The 17591-nt window shown below is 67.6% G+C and carries 16 protein-coding genes; 6 read left to right on the top strand and 10 right to left on the bottom strand.

All coding sequences use genetic code 11. The annotated features are described in order from the left end of the window. Positions 1–846 (bottom strand): prolipoprotein diacylglyceryl transferase, encoded by an 846-nt coding sequence (gene lgt / locus F791_RS0108070; protein WP_018138441.1) that lies wholly within the window; start codon positions 844–846, stop codon positions 1–3. 72 nt (positions 847–918) lie between these two features. On the opposite strand from lgt, the gene F791_RS0108065 reads away from it, so the two are divergent. The 6 genes from F791_RS0108065 to F791_RS0108040 all read left to right on the top strand — a co-directional run bounded on the left by F791_RS0108065 (position 919) and on the right by F791_RS0108040 (position 6896). Then, entirely contained in the window at positions 919–2952 is a 2034-nt protein-coding gene (locus F791_RS0108065; RefSeq protein ID WP_019592434.1) for a thioredoxin domain-containing protein, read from the top strand. Between the two features lie 92 nt (positions 2953–3044). Continuing rightward, positions 3045–3458: a rhodanese-like domain-containing protein gene (locus F791_RS0108060; protein ID WP_018175465.1), complete on the top strand. Its 414-nt coding sequence runs from the start codon at positions 3045–3047 to the stop codon at positions 3456–3458. Between the two features lie 113 nt (positions 3459–3571). Beyond that, a complete protein-coding gene (locus F791_RS0108055) occupies positions 3572–4387 on the top strand; it encodes a GNAT family N-acetyltransferase (protein ID WP_018175466.1) in 816 nt (271 codons plus the stop codon). A 4-nt stretch (positions 4388–4391) separates the two neighbouring features. Beyond that, complete coding sequence (locus F791_RS0108050) at positions 4392–5138, top strand: 1-acyl-sn-glycerol-3-phosphate acyltransferase (protein ID WP_018138445.1); 747 nt, start codon at positions 4392–4394, stop codon at positions 5136–5138. Positions 5139–5203: 65 nt separating this feature from the next. After that, the gene (locus F791_RS0108045; protein WP_019592433.1) at positions 5204–6391 is read left to right on the top strand and encodes a glycosyltransferase family 1 protein; all 1188 of its coding nucleotides are present in this window, start codon (positions 5204–5206) and stop codon (positions 6389–6391) included. Further along, on the top strand, positions 6366–6896 hold the full coding sequence (locus F791_RS0108040) for a phosphatase PAP2 family protein (RefSeq protein WP_019592432.1): 531 nt from the start codon (positions 6366–6368) through the stop codon (positions 6894–6896). Before F791_RS0108045 ends, F791_RS0108040 begins: the two co-directional genes overlap by 26 nt. A gap of 123 nt (positions 6897–7019) precedes the next feature. Here the strand turns inward: F791_RS0108040 and F791_RS0108035 are convergent, their stop codons facing one another. The 9 genes from F791_RS0108035 to F791_RS0107995 form a co-directional block, all read right to left on the bottom strand. After that, entirely contained in the window at positions 7020–7349 is a 330-nt protein-coding gene (locus tag F791_RS0108035; RefSeq protein WP_018138448.1) for a hypothetical protein, read from the bottom strand. A gap of 45 nt (positions 7350–7394) precedes the next feature. After that, positions 7395–8576 (bottom strand): alanine--glyoxylate aminotransferase family protein, encoded by a 1182-nt coding sequence (locus F791_RS0108030; protein WP_018175470.1) that lies wholly within the window; start codon positions 8574–8576, stop codon positions 7395–7397. A gap of 64 nt (positions 8577–8640) precedes the next feature. After that, positions 8641–9906 (bottom strand): glycolate oxidase subunit GlcF, encoded by a 1266-nt coding sequence (gene glcF, locus F791_RS0108025; RefSeq protein ID WP_018994064.1) that lies wholly within the window; start codon positions 9904–9906, stop codon positions 8641–8643. Positions 9907–9909: 3 nt separating this feature from the next. Beyond that, positions 9910–11022 carry a glycolate oxidase subunit GlcE gene (gene glcE / locus F791_RS0108020; RefSeq protein ID WP_019592430.1) on the bottom strand — a complete coding sequence of 371 codons (1113 nt, stop codon included), beginning with the start codon at positions 11020–11022 and terminating at the stop codon, positions 9910–9912. Continuing rightward, entirely contained in the window at positions 11019–11438 is a 420-nt protein-coding gene (locus F791_RS0108015; RefSeq protein ID WP_019592429.1) for a DUF302 domain-containing protein, read from the bottom strand. Before F791_RS0108015 ends, glcE begins: the two co-directional genes overlap by 4 nt. A gap of 27 nt (positions 11439–11465) precedes the next feature. Continuing rightward, on the bottom strand, positions 11466–14258 hold the full coding sequence (locus F791_RS0108010; RefSeq protein ID WP_018994787.1) for a TRAP transporter permease: 2793 nt from the start codon (positions 14256–14258) through the stop codon (positions 11466–11468). Beyond that, entirely contained in the window at positions 14255–15256 is a 1002-nt protein-coding gene (locus F791_RS0108005; RefSeq protein ID WP_018994061.1) for a TAXI family TRAP transporter solute-binding subunit, read from the bottom strand. The genes F791_RS0108010 and F791_RS0108005 overlap by 4 nt, the downstream gene beginning before the upstream one ends. Before the next feature lie 235 nt (positions 15257–15491). Next, complete coding sequence (locus F791_RS0108000; RefSeq protein WP_018994789.1) at positions 15492–16124, bottom strand: PEP-CTERM sorting domain-containing protein; 633 nt, start codon at positions 16122–16124, stop codon at positions 15492–15494. Between the two features lie 331 nt (positions 16125–16455). Further along, the gene (locus F791_RS0107995) at positions 16456–17130 is read right to left on the bottom strand and encodes a PEP-CTERM sorting domain-containing protein (RefSeq protein ID WP_018994790.1); all 675 of its coding nucleotides are present in this window, start codon (positions 17128–17130) and stop codon (positions 16456–16458) included. Between the last annotated feature and the right edge of the window lie 461 nt (positions 17131–17591).

Here is a 17591-nt window from a genome sequence, read left to right as displayed (position 1 = left end):
TCAGGCGTTCTCGGTGGCCGGGCGGGATTCCGGCACGGCATTCTTGCGTGACCAGAGGATCAGACCAATCCCGAACAGGATGACCGGCAGGCTCAGTACCTGGCCGAGCGTCAGCCAGTCGAAGGCCAGATAGCCGATATGCGCATCCGGCACGCGCACGAATTCGACCAGGAAGCGGAAGCCGCCGTAGAGCGTCAGGAACAGCCCGGAGACCAGCCCCGTGCGGCGCGGATGACGCGAGACGATCCACAGCACCACGAACAGCACCAGCCCCTCGAGGAACGCCTGGTAGAGCTGCGATGGGTGGCGCGGCACGTAGTCGGCGGCCGGGAAGATCATCGCCCAGGGCAGGTCGGTGGGTTTGCCCCACAACTCGCCGTTGATCCAGTTCCCGATGCGTCCCGCGCCCAGGCCGATCGGGATCAGCGGTGCAATGAAATCCGTCAGGCGGAAGAAGCCCACGCCCAGCCGGCGTGCATAGAGCCAGGAGGTTACGAGTACCCCGACCAGGCCGCCGTGGAAGGCCATGCCACCTTCCCAGACACGGAACAGGCTGACCGGATCGGCGAGTGTGGCATCCAGGTTGTAGAAAAGGGCATAGCCCAGGCGCCCGCCGATAATCACGCCGATCGCGCCCCAGAACAGCAGGTCGCCGACCTGAACCGGTTGCAGGGGCGCCCAGCCCTGCGTGCGCGCACGCCAGGCGCCCAGTGCCCAGAAGGCCACGAAGCCGATCAGGTACATCAGCCCGTACCAGTACAGGGTCAGGGGGCCCAGCGACAGGGCTACCGGATCGATAAACGGGTGCGTGGGCATGGTCGCTTGCGGATGGAAAATCGGCTGCACATGCTACCCGGCCTGGCCCTGGCGTGCACCTGTACCCGTCGGGGCGAATCCGCTTTCCAGGGAGGTCGTGCGATGAATCGACTGGCCGGGGCCAGCAGCCCGTATCTGCTACAGCATGCCGACAACCCGGTGGACTGGTATCCGTGGGGCGAGGACGCGCTGCAGCGCGCCCGCCGTGAGGACAAGCCGATCCTGCTGTCGATCGGCTACTCCGCCTGTCACTGGTGCCACGTGATGGCGCATGAATCGTTCGAGGACCCGGCCACCGCCGAGGTGATGAACGAACGTTTCATCAACATCAAGGTGGATCGCGAAGAGCGTCCCGACCTCGACCGTATCTATCAGAACGCGCACATGCTGCTGTCCCAGCGCCCGGGAGGCTGGCCGCTGACGGTGTTCCTGACCCCTGACCAGGTGCCGTTCTTTGCCGGCACGTACTTCCCCAGCACTCCGCGCCACGGACTGCCGTCGTTCGTCGACCTGATGAACCGGGTGGCCGATTTCCTCGCGGAGCATCCCGACGAGATCCAGCGCCAGAACGAATCGCTGCAGCAGGCGCTGGCACGCATCTACCGCCCGGCGGGCGGGGCGATCCCGGCGGTCGGCGTGCTGGACAAGGCGCGGGCGGAACTCGCGCAGACCTTCGACGCGCAATTCGGGGGCTTCGGCGACGCACCCAAGTTCCCGCACCCGGCCAGCCTCGAGTGGCTGGCCTGGCATGCGGCGCGCCACAAGGATGCCGAGGCCGACCGCATGCTCGAGCGGACGCTCGTGGCGATGGCCGCCGGCGGGATCTTCGACCAGGTCGGCGGCGGCTTTTGCCGCTACTCGGTGGATGCGCGCTGGATGATCCCGCACTTCGAGAAGATGCTCTACGACAACGGGCCTTTGCTGGGCCTGTATGCCGAGCGCGCGGCCGCCGGTGACGACCTCGCGCGGCATGTGGCCGAGCAGACGGTCGCCTGGCTGGAGCGCGAGATGCGCGATCCCTCCGGCGCGTTCTACTCCAGTCTCGATGCCGATTCGGAAGGGGAGGAAGGCCGCTTCTACGTTTGGGATCCGGAGACGGTCGAGGGCCTGCTGGCGGAGGACGAATGGGCGGTCGCCAGTCGGGTCTGGGGACTGAACGGCCCGGCGAACTTCGAGGGTCGCTGGCACCTGCACGAGGTGGTCCCGATCGCGACCGTGGCCGATGCCCTGGGCATCGACGAGCCCGAGGCGAACGCGCGCCTCGGCCGCGCCCGCGAGCGCCTGCTGGCCGCGCGGGAGCAGCGCGTGCGGCCGCATCGCGACGACAAGATCCTGGGCGCCTGGAACGCGCTGATGATTACCGGGCTCGCCCGCGCCGCGCGTGCGATGGAGCGGCCCGACTGGCTGGGACTCGCCCGCGCGGCGATGGATGCGGTGCGCGAACGGCTCTGGCGCGATGGCCGGCTGTTTGCCAGCTACCGCGAAGGGGCGACCGGCGAGCTGCCACGGGCCTATCTGGACGACCACGCCCTGCTGCTGGAGGCCACGCTGGCGCTGCTGGAAGCCGAATGGGACAGCGACCTGCTGGGCTGGGCTACGACCCTGGCGGAGGCCCTGCTGGACGACTTCGAGGATACCGAGCACGGCGGCTTCTTCTACACCGCGCGCGATCACGAGGCGCTGATCCAGCGGCCCAAGGTCTACGCCGACGACGCGATGGCCGCCGGCAATGGCATCGCCGCGCAGGCCATGCAGAAACTCGGCTTCCTGCTGGCCGAGCCGCGCTACCTGGAGGCCGCCGAACGCACGCTGGCCAACGCCGGGCCGATGATCGAGCAGGCCCCGCTGGGCCATATGAGCCTGCTGATTGCGCTGGATATGCACCAGCAGCCGCCGCCGCTCGTCGTGCTGCGCGGCGCGGCGGACGAGCTGCCGGCCTGGCAGCAGCGCCTGCGGTCACAGGGCCATCCGGCATGGGGCTTCGCCATCGCGGGCGAGGTCGACGACCTGCCGGCGGCCCTGGCGGAGAAGGCGCCGCCGGAGTCTGGCGTGCGCGCCTATCTCTGCCGCGGCCTGCACTGCGAGGCGCCGGTAACCGACCCCGCGGCGCTGGACAACGCGCTCTCACCGGGTTGAAACGCCTGGTCGCGCACCCACAGTAGAATGGGTCAGCCCCGCAAGCAGGCTCCCACAAAAACATCCAGATCATTGCAAAAGGGAAGGTTCGAATGAGCGAGAAGAAGCTGATGGATTTCGTCGCCGAGGCGCGCCAGAACGTCGAGGAGATCTCCCCCGAGGACCTCTCCGAAAAGATGGAGGCCGGCGAGGACTGGCTGCTGGTGGACGTGCGCGAGCCGTATGAATACGAAAAGATCCATGTGCCGAATTCGCTGCTGATCCCGCGCGGCCTGCTCGAAGGCGCGGCGGATCCGAACACCCCGCATCGCATCGATGCGCTGGTCAACGCCCGCGAGAAGCCGGTGGCCGTGATGTGCGCCACGGGCGGACGTGCCGCGATGTCGGTGCAGCGCCTGCGCGAGATGGGCTTTGGCCAGGTCGTGAACGTGGCCGGCGGCATAAAGGGCTGGGAGGCCGAGGACCTGCCGGTGGAATCCGGCGCCTATACCGGTCAGCTGCCGTAGAAAACCCTCCCTGCTGACACCCGTGGCGTGTTCACGGGAACGTCACGCGGGTTACACGAGGCCGTCAAATCGCGGGCGTAGTCTCCGGGACAGTTCAACCGGAGGTGGCGCCCATGTCCGCACCGCAGATCATCCCGCCCGTAAAGGCGGCTCACGCCGAGACGGGCTTTCGCGTTCATCTGGCCGCCGGACCGGGCGATCTGGAGGCCGCTCAGCGCCTGCGCTACTCCGTGTTCGCGGAGGAGATGGGCGCGCGGATCCCCGACGCCGAACGCGAACTGGGTGCCGATTATCTGGACCCCCACTGCCATCACCTCCTGGTACGCGAGCCCCGCACCGGGGAGCTGGTCGCCTGCACACGCATCCTGACCGAGGAGAGCGCGGCCATTGCCGGTGGCTTCTACTCACTGGCCGAGTTCGAGCTGGGTCCGTTGATGAATCTGCCCGGCAAGACGCTGGAGATCGGGCGCACCTGTGTGCGCGCGGATCAGCGCCAGGGTGCGGCGATCAACGCGCTGTGGTCCGGTCTCGCCCGCTTTATGACCGCGAGGCAGTATCAGTATCTGATGGGCTGCGCCAGTCTGCCGCTGACCGAACAGACCCCGGCTCAGCTCTCGTGGCTGCGCCTGTTCCACCGCGGCCCGTCGCGCCTCCGAGTCACGCCGCGCCGCCCGCTGCCCAATTCCCTGAGCATCTGGCACGGCACGCCGTCGCGTGCCGGTCTGCCGCCCCTGCTCAAGGCCTACCTGCGCCTGGGCGCCCGTATCTGTGGCGAGGCCTGTCACGATCCCGACTTCAACGTCGCCGACCTGCTGGTCCTGCTGGATGTCAGGGACCTTCCGGATCGCTACCATCGGCATTTCCTGGGCGCGACCGCGCCCGCAAGCCGAGGGTTGCACCATGACGGGAAGCCTGCGGGCATCGGGTAGGCTGATGCGCATTCTCCTGCACCTGCTGAAAGGCGTCTGGCTGACCTGGCGCATGTCGCGCCGGGGTGATGACTTCGAGACGCGCAGCCGCATCCGCCGCGACTGGTACGATCGCGCGCTGTGGCTGGCGGGTGTGCGCTTTCGCCTGACCGGTACACGGCCTCAACAGGCCTCGCTGGTGGTCGCCAACCACGTCTCCTGGCTGGACATTCCGCTGATCGGCGCGGCCGTGGACCCGTGCTTTCTGTCCAAGGACGAAATCGCCCGCTGGCCGGTGATCGGCTGGCTGGCACGCCAGCACGACACGCGTTTCATCCGCCGTGGCGCGGGCGAGGCAAACGCCCACATCGAGGCCATGCGCGAGGGCCTCGACGAGGGCCGGCACTTCGTCGTGTTCCCGGAAGGGACGACCAGCCGCGGGCAGGGCGTGCGCCGCTTTCATCCGCGCCTGTTTGCCGCGGTGGCCGAGAACGGCCATCCGGTGCAGCCGGTGGCGCTGGACTACGAGCGCCCCGAGGGCGGCCCGGTCCCCGTCGCCTATACCGACGACGACCGCCTGCTGGTGAATGCCTGGCAGCTGCTGTGCCGCCGCGAGACCCGCGTGCAGGTGCATTTCCTCGCGCCGCTGCAAACCGCCGAAGAGGATCGCCGTTCGCTGGCCGAGGCCTCGCGGGACGCGATCGTCGAGCGACTGGGGCTGCCCGCCGAGCCCCTGGACCCGCCCGCCACGAAGCGACGAAAGGCGCGCTGACCATGGAGGCCGCGACGATGCCAGCCCCGTTTCCCCTTGCATCGCGTGGCCCGAATCCAGGTCGTTTGAACGTGGCCCTCGTGACCGAGACCTGGCCACCCGAGGTCAATGGTGTGGCGCATACCCTCGAACGGCTGACCGAGGGGCTGCGGGAACGGGGCCATCGGGTCCAGGTGATTCGCCCGCGGCAGGCGCTGGATCAGCCCGTCGCGGGTCCCCGGCATGTTTCGAGCCCCGAGGATGTCACGCTGCCCGGTTTGGCGATCCCCGGCTACCGGGGGCTGCGGATGGGTTTGCCCTCCACGCGCCGCTTGCGCCGCCTGTGGCGGCACTCACCCCCGGATGTCGCGTACATCGCCACCGAAGGACCCCTCGGGCATGCCGCGCTGGCGGTGGCCCGGCAGCTGGGTATCCCGGTGGCCTCGGGTTTTCACACGCGCTTCGATGGCTATGCCCGCCACTACGGGCTGGGACTGCTGACGCTCCCGGTGCGGCGTCTACTGCGCCGGTTTCACAACCGCTGTGGCGCCACTCTGGCACCCACCCGTGCGCTGGCCGAGGAACTGCGGGATCAGGGGTTTCAACGAGTAGGTGTCCTGGCGCGGGGGGTGGATACCCGGCGTTTCACCCCCGCGCGTCGTTCCCGGACCCTGAGGGGGCAGTGGGGTGCGAGTGGCCCGGTGCCGGTCGTGATTCATGTCGGACGCCTGGCCGCGGAGAAGAATCTGGATCTGGTGATCGCCGCCTTCCGCGCGATCCAGACGATTCGTTCCGATGCGCGGCTCGTGCTGGTGGGGGATGGCCCTCAGCGCGAGCGTCTGGCGCGTACGCATCCGGATGTCATTCTCGCCGGGCAGCAGACCGGACAGGCCCTCGCGCAGCACTACGCCAGTGGGGACCTGTTCCTGTTCCCGTCGACCTCGGAGACCTTCGGCAATGTGGTGATCGAGGCCATGGCCAGCGGCCTTCCGGTGCTCGCTTTCGATACGGCCGCCGCTCACGAGCACCTGGCCGATGGCGTATCGGGTGTCCGCGTTTCGCTGACCGGCAGTCGCCGGGTCGACGAGCAGGCCTTCGTGCGCGCGGCACGCGAGCTCGCCGGCCATCCCGAGCAGTGGCCGCTGCTCGGCGCGCGTGCGCGGGAGCATGCGTCCACGCTGGACTGGTCCGAAGTGATCGGCGGCTTCGAGTCGGTCCTGGTGCAACTGGTGCAGACGGAGGCCCGTGATGCGCATGCCTCGGCGCATGGATGAGGCGGAGCTGGCGATCTGCCAGCTGTGCAATCAGGTCAATCGTCAGTGGGCGATCAGCCGCTTCTTCGGACTGATCAGCCGGCTGGGGGACGGGGTGTTCTGGTACGGGCTGATGCTCCTGCTGCCGCTGTTCCACGGTCCGCAGGCCGCCTGGGTCAGCCTGCAGATGGCCGTGGTGGGGCTGGCGTCGTTACCGCTGTACAAGTGGCTCAAGCGTCGCACCAGCCGACCGCGACCGTGCAATCGAGGCCGTCCGTTCACCCGCACGGTGGACCCGCTGGACAAGTTCAGCTTTCCCTCCGGCCACACCATGCATGCGGTGGGATTCACGGTCGTGCTGGTGGCATGGTTCCCCGTCTGGGCCTGGCTGGTGGTGCCGTTCGCCGCCCTGGTCGCCGCTTCGCGCCTGGTGCTGGCGCTGCACTATCCCAGCGACGTCGCGATGGGGGCGCTGATCGGGGCCAGCATGGCCGGAGCGGTGCTGGCACTGGCCGGTCTGGTTTGAATGGGCCCGATGGTGCGGTTGCGACCTGTCGTCCAGGAAGTGTTCCGTCGTGCCGGCCGCCGCCAGTGCACGCGAGGTCCCGGATAACCGCCATGCGGTTTCCGGGACGGCGGGGGATGGGGGTCAGCCGCGTGAGGAGAGGGCCTCGTCGTTGTAGGCGGCGTCGATGGTGACGATGGTCTTTTCGACCAGGCGGAAGCCCTCGACCGGGGCGTCGTCGGCCATGTATTTCAGGCGTACCGGGCCGATGGCCTTGACCGCCTCGGCGCGCTCCAGGGTGGCATCCGGACGATCGGCGCCGGCACCGTCCATCAACGCCACCAGCACCTCGGCGGCGATTGGGTTGCGGTGCGAGCCTTCGCGTGCCTTGTCCAGCGTGGCGGCTGGGTCGCCGTCCAGGAAGACCCCGTCCATATTTTCGTCCAGGTACTGCAGCAGTTCGGATAGCGTCATGTTGCGTCTCCCGCAGGTTTCGTTATTGGCTCGGGTGGTCCAGCGCTACGCTTGCTTGTAGCTCGCGCGGGCGGCGGCCAGGGCCTGGCCCGGCTTCACTGCGCCCATGTCGGCCAGTACCGCCTCCAGCGCGGACAGGCACAGCGACACGTTGCGCTCGTTGGCGCCATGGCCCATCAGGCCGATGCGCCAGACCTTGCCGGCATAGGGGCCGAGCCCGGCGCCGATCTCGAGGTTGTAGCGCTCCAGCAGCTCCGCACGCACGGCGGCCTCGTCCACGCCTTCGGGGACGTGTACGGCGTTGAGTTGCGGCAGTCGGTGGGCCTCGTCGACCAGGAACGTCAGGCCCATGGCCTCGAGGCCCGCGCGCAGGGCTGCGTGGTGGCGGGCGTGGCGGGTCCAGCTGTTCTCCAGGCCTTCCTCGGCGAGGATGACCAGCGACTCGTGCAGCGCATACAGGGCGTTGATCGGTGCGGTGTGGTGGTAGGCGCGCTTGCCGCCGCCGCCCCAGTAGCCCATCACCAGGTTCAGGTCGAGGAACCAGCTCTGCACCTTGTGGCTGCGCGCCTGGATACGCTCCACCGCACGCTGGCTGAAGCTGACCGGCGAAAGACCCGGGGTGCAGGACAGGCATTTCTGCGAGCCGGAGTAGATCGCATCCACGCCCCAGTCGTCGACCTTCAGCGGGCTGCCGCCCAGGCTGGTGACCGCGTCCACGATGGTCAGGCAGTCGTGTTCGCGGGCCATCCGGCACAGGGTCTCGACGTCGGAGCAGGCGCCGGTGGAGGTCTCGGCATGCACGAAGGCGAGGATCTTCGCGTCCGGGTTGCCCTTCAGTGCGTCCTCGACCTTGCCCGGGGAGACCGGGGCGCCCCAGTCATCCTCGACCACCACCGCCGTGCCGCCGCAGCGCTCGACGTTCTCCTTCATGCGCGTGCCGAACACGCCGTTGATGCAGACGATCACCTTGTCGCCCGGCTCCACCAGGTTGGCAAAGCAGGTCTCCATGCCGGCAGAGCCGGGAGCGGAGACCGGCAGGGTCAGCGCGTTCTCGGTCTGGAACGCGTACTGCAGCAGGCCTTTCATCTCCTCCATCATGCCGACGAACACCGGATCCAGGTGACCGATGATCGGGCGGCTCATCGCGCTCAGCACGCGCGGATTCACGTCGGAGGGGCCGGGGCCCATCAGGGTGCGCTGCGGGGGGAGGAAGGATTTTGCCTGCATGGATGCGTCTACCGGATTGGAAAAGGGGGAATCTAGTGTGCCGTACCGGTCCGGGCAAGCGCCCCTACGCACCGGCGGGAGTTGCCGGGCAATGGCGTTCGAGCAGCGTCAGCCAGTGCTCGACCGGGGTGTCGGTCCCGGACTGGAGATGCGTCTGGCAACCGACGTTGGCCGTCACGATGCGCGCGGGCGTGGCGGCCTCCAGGTTGTCCAGCTTGCGGGTACGCAGCCGGGCGGCCATCGCCGGCTGGGTGATCGAATAGGTCCCCGCCGAACCGCAGCACAGGTGTGGCTCCGCTGTGGGTACCAGTTCGAAGCCGGCCGTCTGCAGCAGCGGCTCTACGCGCCCGGCCAGGCGCTGGCCATGCTGCAGGGTGCAGGGGGCGTGCCAGGCGATCGGGTCGTGGCCTTGCGGCGCGCGGATGCCCAGCTTCTGTACGGCAGCGGGGGTGAACAGTTCCACCGGATCGCGTACGCGCTCGGCAACGGTGCGTGCGCGTTCCGCGTAGTCGGGGTCGCCGGCCAGCAGGTGGCCGTAGTCGCGCAGCATCACACCGCAGCCGCTGGCGGTGCTGACCACCGCGTCCACGCCCTGGTCGAGTACGCCTTTCCAGGCGTCGAGGTTGGCGCGCACCCGTTGCCGGGCGCGCTCCTCGAACGCCAGGTGATGTTCGACCGCGCCGCAGCAACGCGTTTCAGCGACTTCCACGACGTCGATGCCGAGGCGCCCCAGCAGGTTCTTCAGCGAGGCGTTGGTGCGTGCGTCAATCGCGTCATGTACGCAGCCAGCCAGCAGCAGGATGCGCCCGTGGGGGAAACCTTCCAGGGTTGGCGAAGGGGTCGGTTGTGTCGTTTCGTGGGCTTCCTGTCGCGCGGGTACCCGACGGCGCAGGGTCGCCGGCAGGACGGGGCGGACCAGGCGCCCCAGCCCCAGGGCCATTCGGAACGGCCAGCGTGCGGGCAGGGCGCGGGCCAGCAGGCTGCGCAGGCCCCGGTCACGCCAGTTTCGGTCGAGGTCGTGCTCGATCACCTCCCGGCCATAGGCGACCAGGTGGTTGTAATCCACGCCGGAGGGGCAGGTGGTCATGCAGTTGAGACAGGTCAGGCAGCGGTCCAGGTGGGTGCGCGCGGTCGGGTTGGCCTCGCCGGATTCGAGGATTTCCTTGATCTGGTAGATGCGGCCGCGCGGGCCGTCGACCTCGTCGCCTAGTTCCTGGTAGGTCGGGCAGGTCGCGTTGCAGAAGCCGCAGTGCACGCAGGCGCGCAGCGCATCCTCCGCAATGCGCGCGGCCGGGTCATCGGCGAAGCGTTTGTGCAGCCGGGTCTCCATGGCTCAGGTCGTGCGCGGCCGGCGGGAGCGCGGGTTCGGCAGCAGGGGGGCGAAGAAGACGCCATCCGGGTCCAGGGACTCGCGCAGGCGGCCTTCCAGGGCCTCCAGTGCCTTCCCGCGCGGGTGCAGGCGGGGCACGCCCGGGGCGTCGCCGAGCCACAGGCGGGCGTGCCCGCCGGCGTCGGTCACGACGCGGCGCACGGTCTCAGCGTGCTCCGTCGTGCGCAGCCAGCGCTCCGCGCCACCCCAGTTCATCAGCCATTCGCCGGAAAGCGCGAGCGGTTCCGTCGCCGGCGGCAGGCTGATCCGCCACAGCCGGGCCTCGGCGGCCAGCTCGTCCGTGAACAGGGGCAGGCTGCGGTCCCTCAGCGCGTCCCAGAAGCCCCGGGCCGGGTCGCCCGGTTCGGCGTCGATGCGCTGGATGGCCTCGTCGACCGCCTCCTCGCCGCCACCGAGCCGAATATGGGTGACGCCGTCGTGCCAGGCGATCCCCGAGAACGGCCACCCGGTGCGCCCCCAGGCGCTGCAGCGCGCGACGAACGACTCCGCATCATCCTCGCGTTGCAGGTAGCGCTCGCAGGGCGGTCTTGGCAGCAGCTTGAAGCTGGTCTCCAGGATCAGCCCGAGACCGCCCTGGCTGCCGCACATCAGACGGGAGACATCGAAGCCGGCGACGTTCTTCATGACCTGGCCGCCGAACTGCAGGATCTCGCCACGTCCGTTCACAACCCGGGTGCCCAGCACCGCATCGCGTAGCGCGGCGGCCCACGGGCGCCGCGGTCCCGACATCCCCAGCGCGATCATGCCGCCGACGGTGGCTTCGGGATTACCCAGCGCGGGCTCGAAGGGGAGCATCATGCCGACCTCGGCCAGCGCCTGGTCCAGCGTGACCACGGGCGTTCCGCTGCGCACGGTGACGACCAGCTCGCTCGGCTCCAGGGTCGCGATACCCCGGTGCTCGCGGGTCTCCAGCTGGAGTACACCGGAGGGGAGGCCGTCGGGGAAGCTCTGATCACCATGCTGGCGCCCGCCGCGCACGGCGATTCGGGTCCCCGCAACGCTGGCCTCGCGAATCGCCTCCGCGAGCGGCGCGGCATGGTCCTTGTTATCTCTCACCGGGTGGCAGGCTCACCGGCTTCCAGTGCCTGGCGGACCCGTTCGAAGCGTTCCCGGACATCGCTGGCAAGGGCCTCGACGCCCGGTTTGTCCACCAGGGCCATCACCGCTACCGGGTCCATGAAGCCGACGGTGCAGGTCCCGTCCTGGTTGTCCTGCACCAGGACGTTGCAGGGTAGTAGCAGCCCGATGTTGGGATCGGCCTCGATGGCATGACGCGCGAGATGCGGGTTGCAGGCGCCGAGGATGCGATAGGGGCGATGATCGAGATCCAGCTTCTTCTTGAAGGCGGCGGCTACATCGATCTCGCTGAGGATGCCGAAGCCCTCCTCGCCCAGTGCCGCCGTCGTGCGCTCGATGGCCGTATCCATCGGGACGCTCAGAATCACGTTAAAGCCGTACTTGGGTTGTTCCATGGTGCCGTCTTCCTGTCGCGTGGGTCGTCAGGCGCTGAGCGCCGGTGCCGTCGCGGTCGGCCCGGCGGGCGGTTCGCGACGGCGCTGGTTCCAGGCCACCAGCAGCGCCGGCAGCAGGCCCGGGAGGTACCACCAGTAGGGGCTCGGGCGGTCCGTATCCACGAGCACGCTGGTGATCGTCCAGCCTCCTTCCAAGCCTACTCGGCCGGCCGGGCTGCCAAAAGCAACCGTCTGGATGCGCGCTTTTTCCGTGTCCGTATCGAAGGTGACATCGAGTCCGGCATCGGACAGGCGCTCGCGCGGCTCCAGGCCCGGGTCGCCCAGCGGGAACATCACGGTGCGGGTGATCTCGCGGCCCTCCAGGTCGATGCCGGTGGCCTCGACCCGCAGCGATTCGCGATCCGGGACGGTCTCCACGACCTCGAACAGCTGTTCGGCCGGCACACGCTCGTAGGGCTCCGCCACGCGGTCCATCAGTACGGTCGGGGCCAGCAGCACGAACGCACTGACCAGCAGCAGTGCCGATTCCCAGCGCCGGCTGCGGGCCAGGAACCAGCCCTGGGTCGCCGCAGTGAACAGGAGGATGCCCGCCAGCGAGCCGAGGAAGACCAGCAGCAGCTGGAACACGTTATCCACGCCGATCAGCAGCAGCTGGCTGTTGAAGATGAAGAAGAACGGCAGCGCGATGGTGCGCAGGCTGTAGGCGAAGGCCTGTATGCCGGTGCGGATCGGGTCTGCCTTGGCGACGGCCGCCCCGGCGAACGAGGCCAGCCCCACGGGCGGCGTCACGTCCGCCATGATGCCGAAATAGAACACGAACAGATGCGCGGCGATCAGCGGGATCAGGATGTCGTTCTGCGCGCCCAGCTCCACGATCACCGGGGCCATCAGGGTCGCGACCACGATGTAGTTAGCGGTGGTCGGCAGCCCCAGGCCCAGCACCAGGCTGATCAGCGCGGTCAGCAAAAGCACCATCAGCAGGTTGCCGCCGGACAGGGTGTCGACCAGGTCGGTCAGCACCAGTCCGACCCCGGTCATCGCGACGGTGCCGACGATGATCCCGGCCGCCGCGGTCGCCACCCCGATGCCGATCATGTTGCGCGCGCCGGTCTCGAAGCCCTGGAACAGCTCCCACACCCCGACCCAGGTCGCCTGGGCGAGCCGGCCCTGGCGCCGGAACAGCGCCACCAGCGGCCGCTGGGTCAGCACGATGAAGATCATGAACGCCACGGCCCAGAAGGCGGAAAGCCCCGGCGACAGGCGCTCCACGACCAGGGCCCAGACGAGCACCACCAGCGGCAGCACGTAGTGCAGGCCGCCCAGCACTGTGGGCAGCACGCGCGGCAGGGGACGCTCGGTATCCAGCGGCTCCGCCTCCGGCTCGTGGGCGGCAATCCACAGCAGCACGATATAGGCGGTAAACAGCAAAGCGGCGATGATCCAGGCGGCGGCGTCGCCGGCCAGGTCCTTGATCCAGCCGAGCCCCCAGTACACCGCGGCGGCGAGGATGATCAGGCTGGAGACGGTAATCCCGAAGCTGATCAGGCGGCCGCGCCAGGTGGTGACGGTAGCGCGCTTGAGGCCCTCCATGCCGTTCTTGCAGGCCTCCAGGTGCACGATGTAGATCAGCGCGATATAGGCGATCAGGGCCGGCAGGATCGCGTGCTTGAGGACCTCGACATAGGGAATCCCGACGTACTCGACCATCAGGAACGCGGCCGCACCCATCACCGGCGGCATCAGCTGCCCGTTCACCGAGCTGGCGACCTCCACGGCCCCGGCCTTGTGCGGGCTGAAGCCGACCCGCTTCATCAGGGGCACGGTGAAGGTCCCGGTGGTGACGACATTGGCGATGGACGAGCCCGAGACCACGCCGGTCATCCCGGACGCCATCACCGCCGCCTTGGCCGGGCCACCGCGCATGTGCCCCAGCAGCGAGAACGCCACGCGAATGAAGTAGTCGCCGGCGCCGGCCCGTTCCAGTAGCGCGCCGAACAGCACGAACAGGAACACGAAGCTGGTCGAGACGCCGAGCGCGATCCCGAACACGCCTTCGTTGGACAGCCACTGCTGGGCCATCGCGCGCGGATAGCTGGCGCCGCGATGGGCAATGATGTCCGGCATGATCGGGCCGGCGAAGGTGTAGAACAAAAAGATCGCGGCAATGATCGTCAGCGCCGGGCCCAGTACCCGCCGGGTGGCCTCCAGCAGCAGGATCAGGCCGATCCCGGCGACGATCAGGTCGACGTCCGAGGGCGCCCCGGGACGGTCAGCCAGCTCGGCGTGGAACAGGTACAGATACAGCGCACTGAAGGCCGCGATTGCAGCGAACATCCAGTCGGTCAGCGGTATGTGGTGGATGGGGTCATGGCCGCGCAGCAGCGGCAATGCGACCACCAGAAGGGTCAGCCCGATGATCACGTAGACCTCGGCCAGGCGCTCCAGGCCCAGCAATTGCCAGATCCCGAACACCATCAGGACCAGCCCGCCCAGGGCATAGGTCACGCCAATGGCGCGTGGCCAGGACACGTGGCGTGTGCCCGGCCGGATCGCGGGAAACAGCAGATAGGCCAGGAAGACTGCAAAGGCCAGATGGATCGAGCGCGCCTCGGTGTCCGAGACGACAAAGAAATCCAGCCAGTCGCCCAGGGGCGAGGCGATCCAGATCTGGAACAGAGACCAGGCCACCGCCGTCAGCCAGATCAGGCTGCGCGTGCCGCGCCCCGGATGACGTGCGCCGGATTCCAGCTCCTGAGCAGTCTCGGCCGCGTTGTCGGCCGGTTCCGTGGCCCCCCCGGTGGTCCCCCTGGTATCGCTCATTCGATCAGCCCCGCTTCACGGAAATAGCGTTGGGCCCCCGGATGCAGGGGGGCCGACAGTCCTTCGTCCACCATCGTCTCGCGCTCCAGCGGGCCAAAGGCCGGATGCAGGCCGCGAAAGGTCTCGAAGTTCTCGAACACCGCGCGGGTGATCTCGTAGACCGCGCGTTCCGAGGTGCGGGTCGAGGTCACCAGCGTGGCGCCGACACCGTAGGTATGGATGTCGTCGTCCTGGCCCGGGTAGGTGCCGGCGGGGATCAGCGCGCGCAGGTAATAAGGGGTGTCCTCGACCAGTTGGTCGACGGTTGAACCCTCGATCGACACCAGTCGGGCGTTGCAGGTCGCGATGGGTTCCTGAATCGCGGCCGAGGGGTGGCCGACGGAAAATACAAAGGCGTCGATGCGGTTGTCGCAAAGCGCCTGGGCCTGCTCGCGCGAGGGCAGCTCACTCACCCGGCGAAAGGTGTCCTGGTCCCAGCCCAGCGCCCCCATCAGTTCTTCCATCAGGATGCGCTGGCCCGAGCCTGGGTTGCCGATGTTGACGCGCTTGCCGGGCAGGTCATCCAGCCCCTCGATGTCTGCGTCGGGGCGCACCACCAGGGTGAGGGGTTCGGCATGCAGGCTGAACGCCGCCCGGAGATGGGGAGCGGGCCCGAATTCCTCGAAACGCCCGGAGCCCCGATAGGCGTGGTACTGCAGGTCCGACTGCGCGACGCCGAAGTCCATGTCGCCCGAGCGGATCATGTTGAGATTGAAGACCGAGCCGCCGGTGCTCTCCGCTGTGCAGCGCATCCCGTGCTCGTCGCGACGGGTGTTGAACAGGCGGCACAGGTGCTGGCCCGCCGGGTAATACACGCCGGTGACCCCGCCTGTGCCGATATTGATGAAGCGCGATTCGGCCTGCGCGTTGGTGGCCAGTAGCAGGCTGACCAGGGTGAGCACTGGCAGCAGGCGTTGCAGCCATCGCCGGTCGGCCCTCGGCACACTGGATCGATTCATACGCCCTCCGGGGTCATGCCGGGAACGAATCGCGGCAGTGCCGAGGATTCTAGGGAGACGCCGATCAAATAGCACGTTCGCGTTCAGGTCGACTGTGCCTGCGGGCCGGGGGCGATGGGGATCGCCTCGCCTTCGGTCATCCGCGGTCCTGTGCAGGCCCCTCTTCAATCAGGGTAAAGGACACGCCCGACAGGCGTGCCCTTGATGGCGCGGCGACGGGCCGTTGGGCGTTCGCCTAGGCCGGAAAACGGGGCCCCTGGCGTCGGTTCCGGCGAAGCATCAGCCCGAGCAGGCCGAGCCCCAGTCCCATCAGCAGCATCGTCTTCGGTTCGGGGACGGTGCCGACCTCGCCCGAACGGTAATAGACGCTGATATGCGAGATGTTGCGTGTGGCCACACCCGGATAGCTGAAGGGCGGTTGGGTGAAGGGTGAGCTGTAATCGCCATTGATCCCGGTCATCAGGAAGCCGACCAGGTTGGTGCCGCTGCCATGACTGAACACGAACAGCAGGTCTCCATAGTCCCATTCGGAATCGAGGTTCCATTGCCCGCTGTGGCGATTGCCATCAAAGCTGGCGAGGGTCGAGCTGTTCGACCCGGGGGAGGTCCAGCGGCCGTCGAATAGCCAGTCGCTGATTCCGAAGAATCCGGTGTCGCCCGCGGTATTCACAAGCCAGCTGGAGGGATCGCCGGTGGTGGAGTCGGTGGCTGCGCCATCCAGTGGCGACAAAATCTGACAGCCGAGATTGTTGGTGACCTTGTCACCGACGTTGCCGGACAGGGCAGTGCAATCGAGCAGTGCGGCCTGGGTGGCCCCGGAGAGCGACAGGGTCAACAGGAACACCGTTCCGGCCAGGAACGAGAGCAATGGCTTGCATGACATCGAGCTTACCTCCATGGGACGAAAGTCCCTCCATGGTTTCTCATGAATGCGGCTGGGGCGCGGATCGCCTGAAAGTGCCATCACTCACAAGGCGGGAATGCAGCACGCTTCGTGCCATGTTCGACGAGATGGGGGATTCGGGCGATGAAACAATCGCTTGTGAGATTTGATGTGGAGAGGCGGTCGTGGGTTACGGCCGAGATGTAAAAGAACCGGACATGTTCGGTCGAGGCGAGCGAATCACTGTGGATCAGGAGGCATGAACGAAATGATGGCGCCACATGGGCGCCATCATGCCAAGTCGAGCAGGACGTGATCAGGCCGCCATCGTGTCCCTGCGTGCTTTGCGGCGGACGGCGATACCCAGCAAGCCCAGACCCAGACCCAGTAGCAACAGTGTGTGGGGCTCCGGTACCTGCCCGTTCGGACGGTAGTAGATGCTCACGTGGGAGATGTCTTTGGGGCTTGCACCCGGGAAGTCAAACGGCGGGTCAATGAATGGCGAGAGGTAGCTGCCGTTATAGCCAGTCATCAGGAACCCGGTCAGATTGGTGCCGCGGCCATCCTTGAACAGGAACAGCAGGTCGCCGTAGACAAAGCTCGGATCCAGTGTCCAGGTCCCGCCCTGGGAGGTTCCGTCCAGCGTGACCAGGTTGAGGGTCGGATCGGCCGGATCAAACTCCAGCGGATCGCCGTTGCTGTTCGGCGGATCTTCCCAGCGGCCATCGAACTGCCAGTCACTGATGCCGAAAAAGCCCGTGCCACCGGCCGTGTTGACGATCCAGTTGGAGGGGTCGCCTCCCACAGGGTCGTTTGCATGCCCATCCAGGGGTTCGAGGATCTGGCAGCCGATGTTGGCGGTGACGCGGTTTTCAACGCCGCCATCCAGGCTGGCGCAGCTGATCAACGAAGCCTGTGCGGCGCCGGAAAGGCCCAGGCCCAGCAACAGGGCGGCACTCGCGAAATAGGGTGTAATACGTTTGGGGTTCATTCGATGCACCTTCCCTGGGAATAGCCCCCTGGGTGGCTTGCGCGGATCCGGCCCATCCGGTCCTTGTGCACTCAGGGCTATGCAGAAACGGTGCCATTCCCATATGCGCGCTAATTCATTCGAAAAAACAGACCGATAGGAGGATGCGCCTTTTGCCGGATGGCAGCGGGACTGGACGGGCGTAAAAAAGTGTGACACCGACGACTACGCCGTTCGGGTGAGTGGCGCCCGGCGGGTACATTCTCAGTGCCGCGAGAGGGGTTTACCCGGCCAGGATTGGGTGTAAAGAAACGGGACACCAGGCCGTGCGCGCCGGAGGCCATGGCTACCCTGTCGAGCTTGCCCGGCAGCGCGCAATAGGCCGTATGTAGCTGAAAATACGGAAGGCTTTGGATTCTTGCGTTGTGCGCTACCTGGACGGTGGTCTGGCCATGGCGTGGCGGCCACCTGAAAAAAAGCCC

Origin of the sequence: Thioalkalivibrio sp. ALRh (assembly GCF_000381425.1) — a bacterium.
Lineage (GTDB): Bacteria > Pseudomonadota > Gammaproteobacteria > Ectothiorhodospirales > Ectothiorhodospiraceae > Thioalkalivibrio.
Note: the sequence above shows the minus strand (reverse complement) of the source record. Positions and strands in the feature narration are given on the sequence as shown.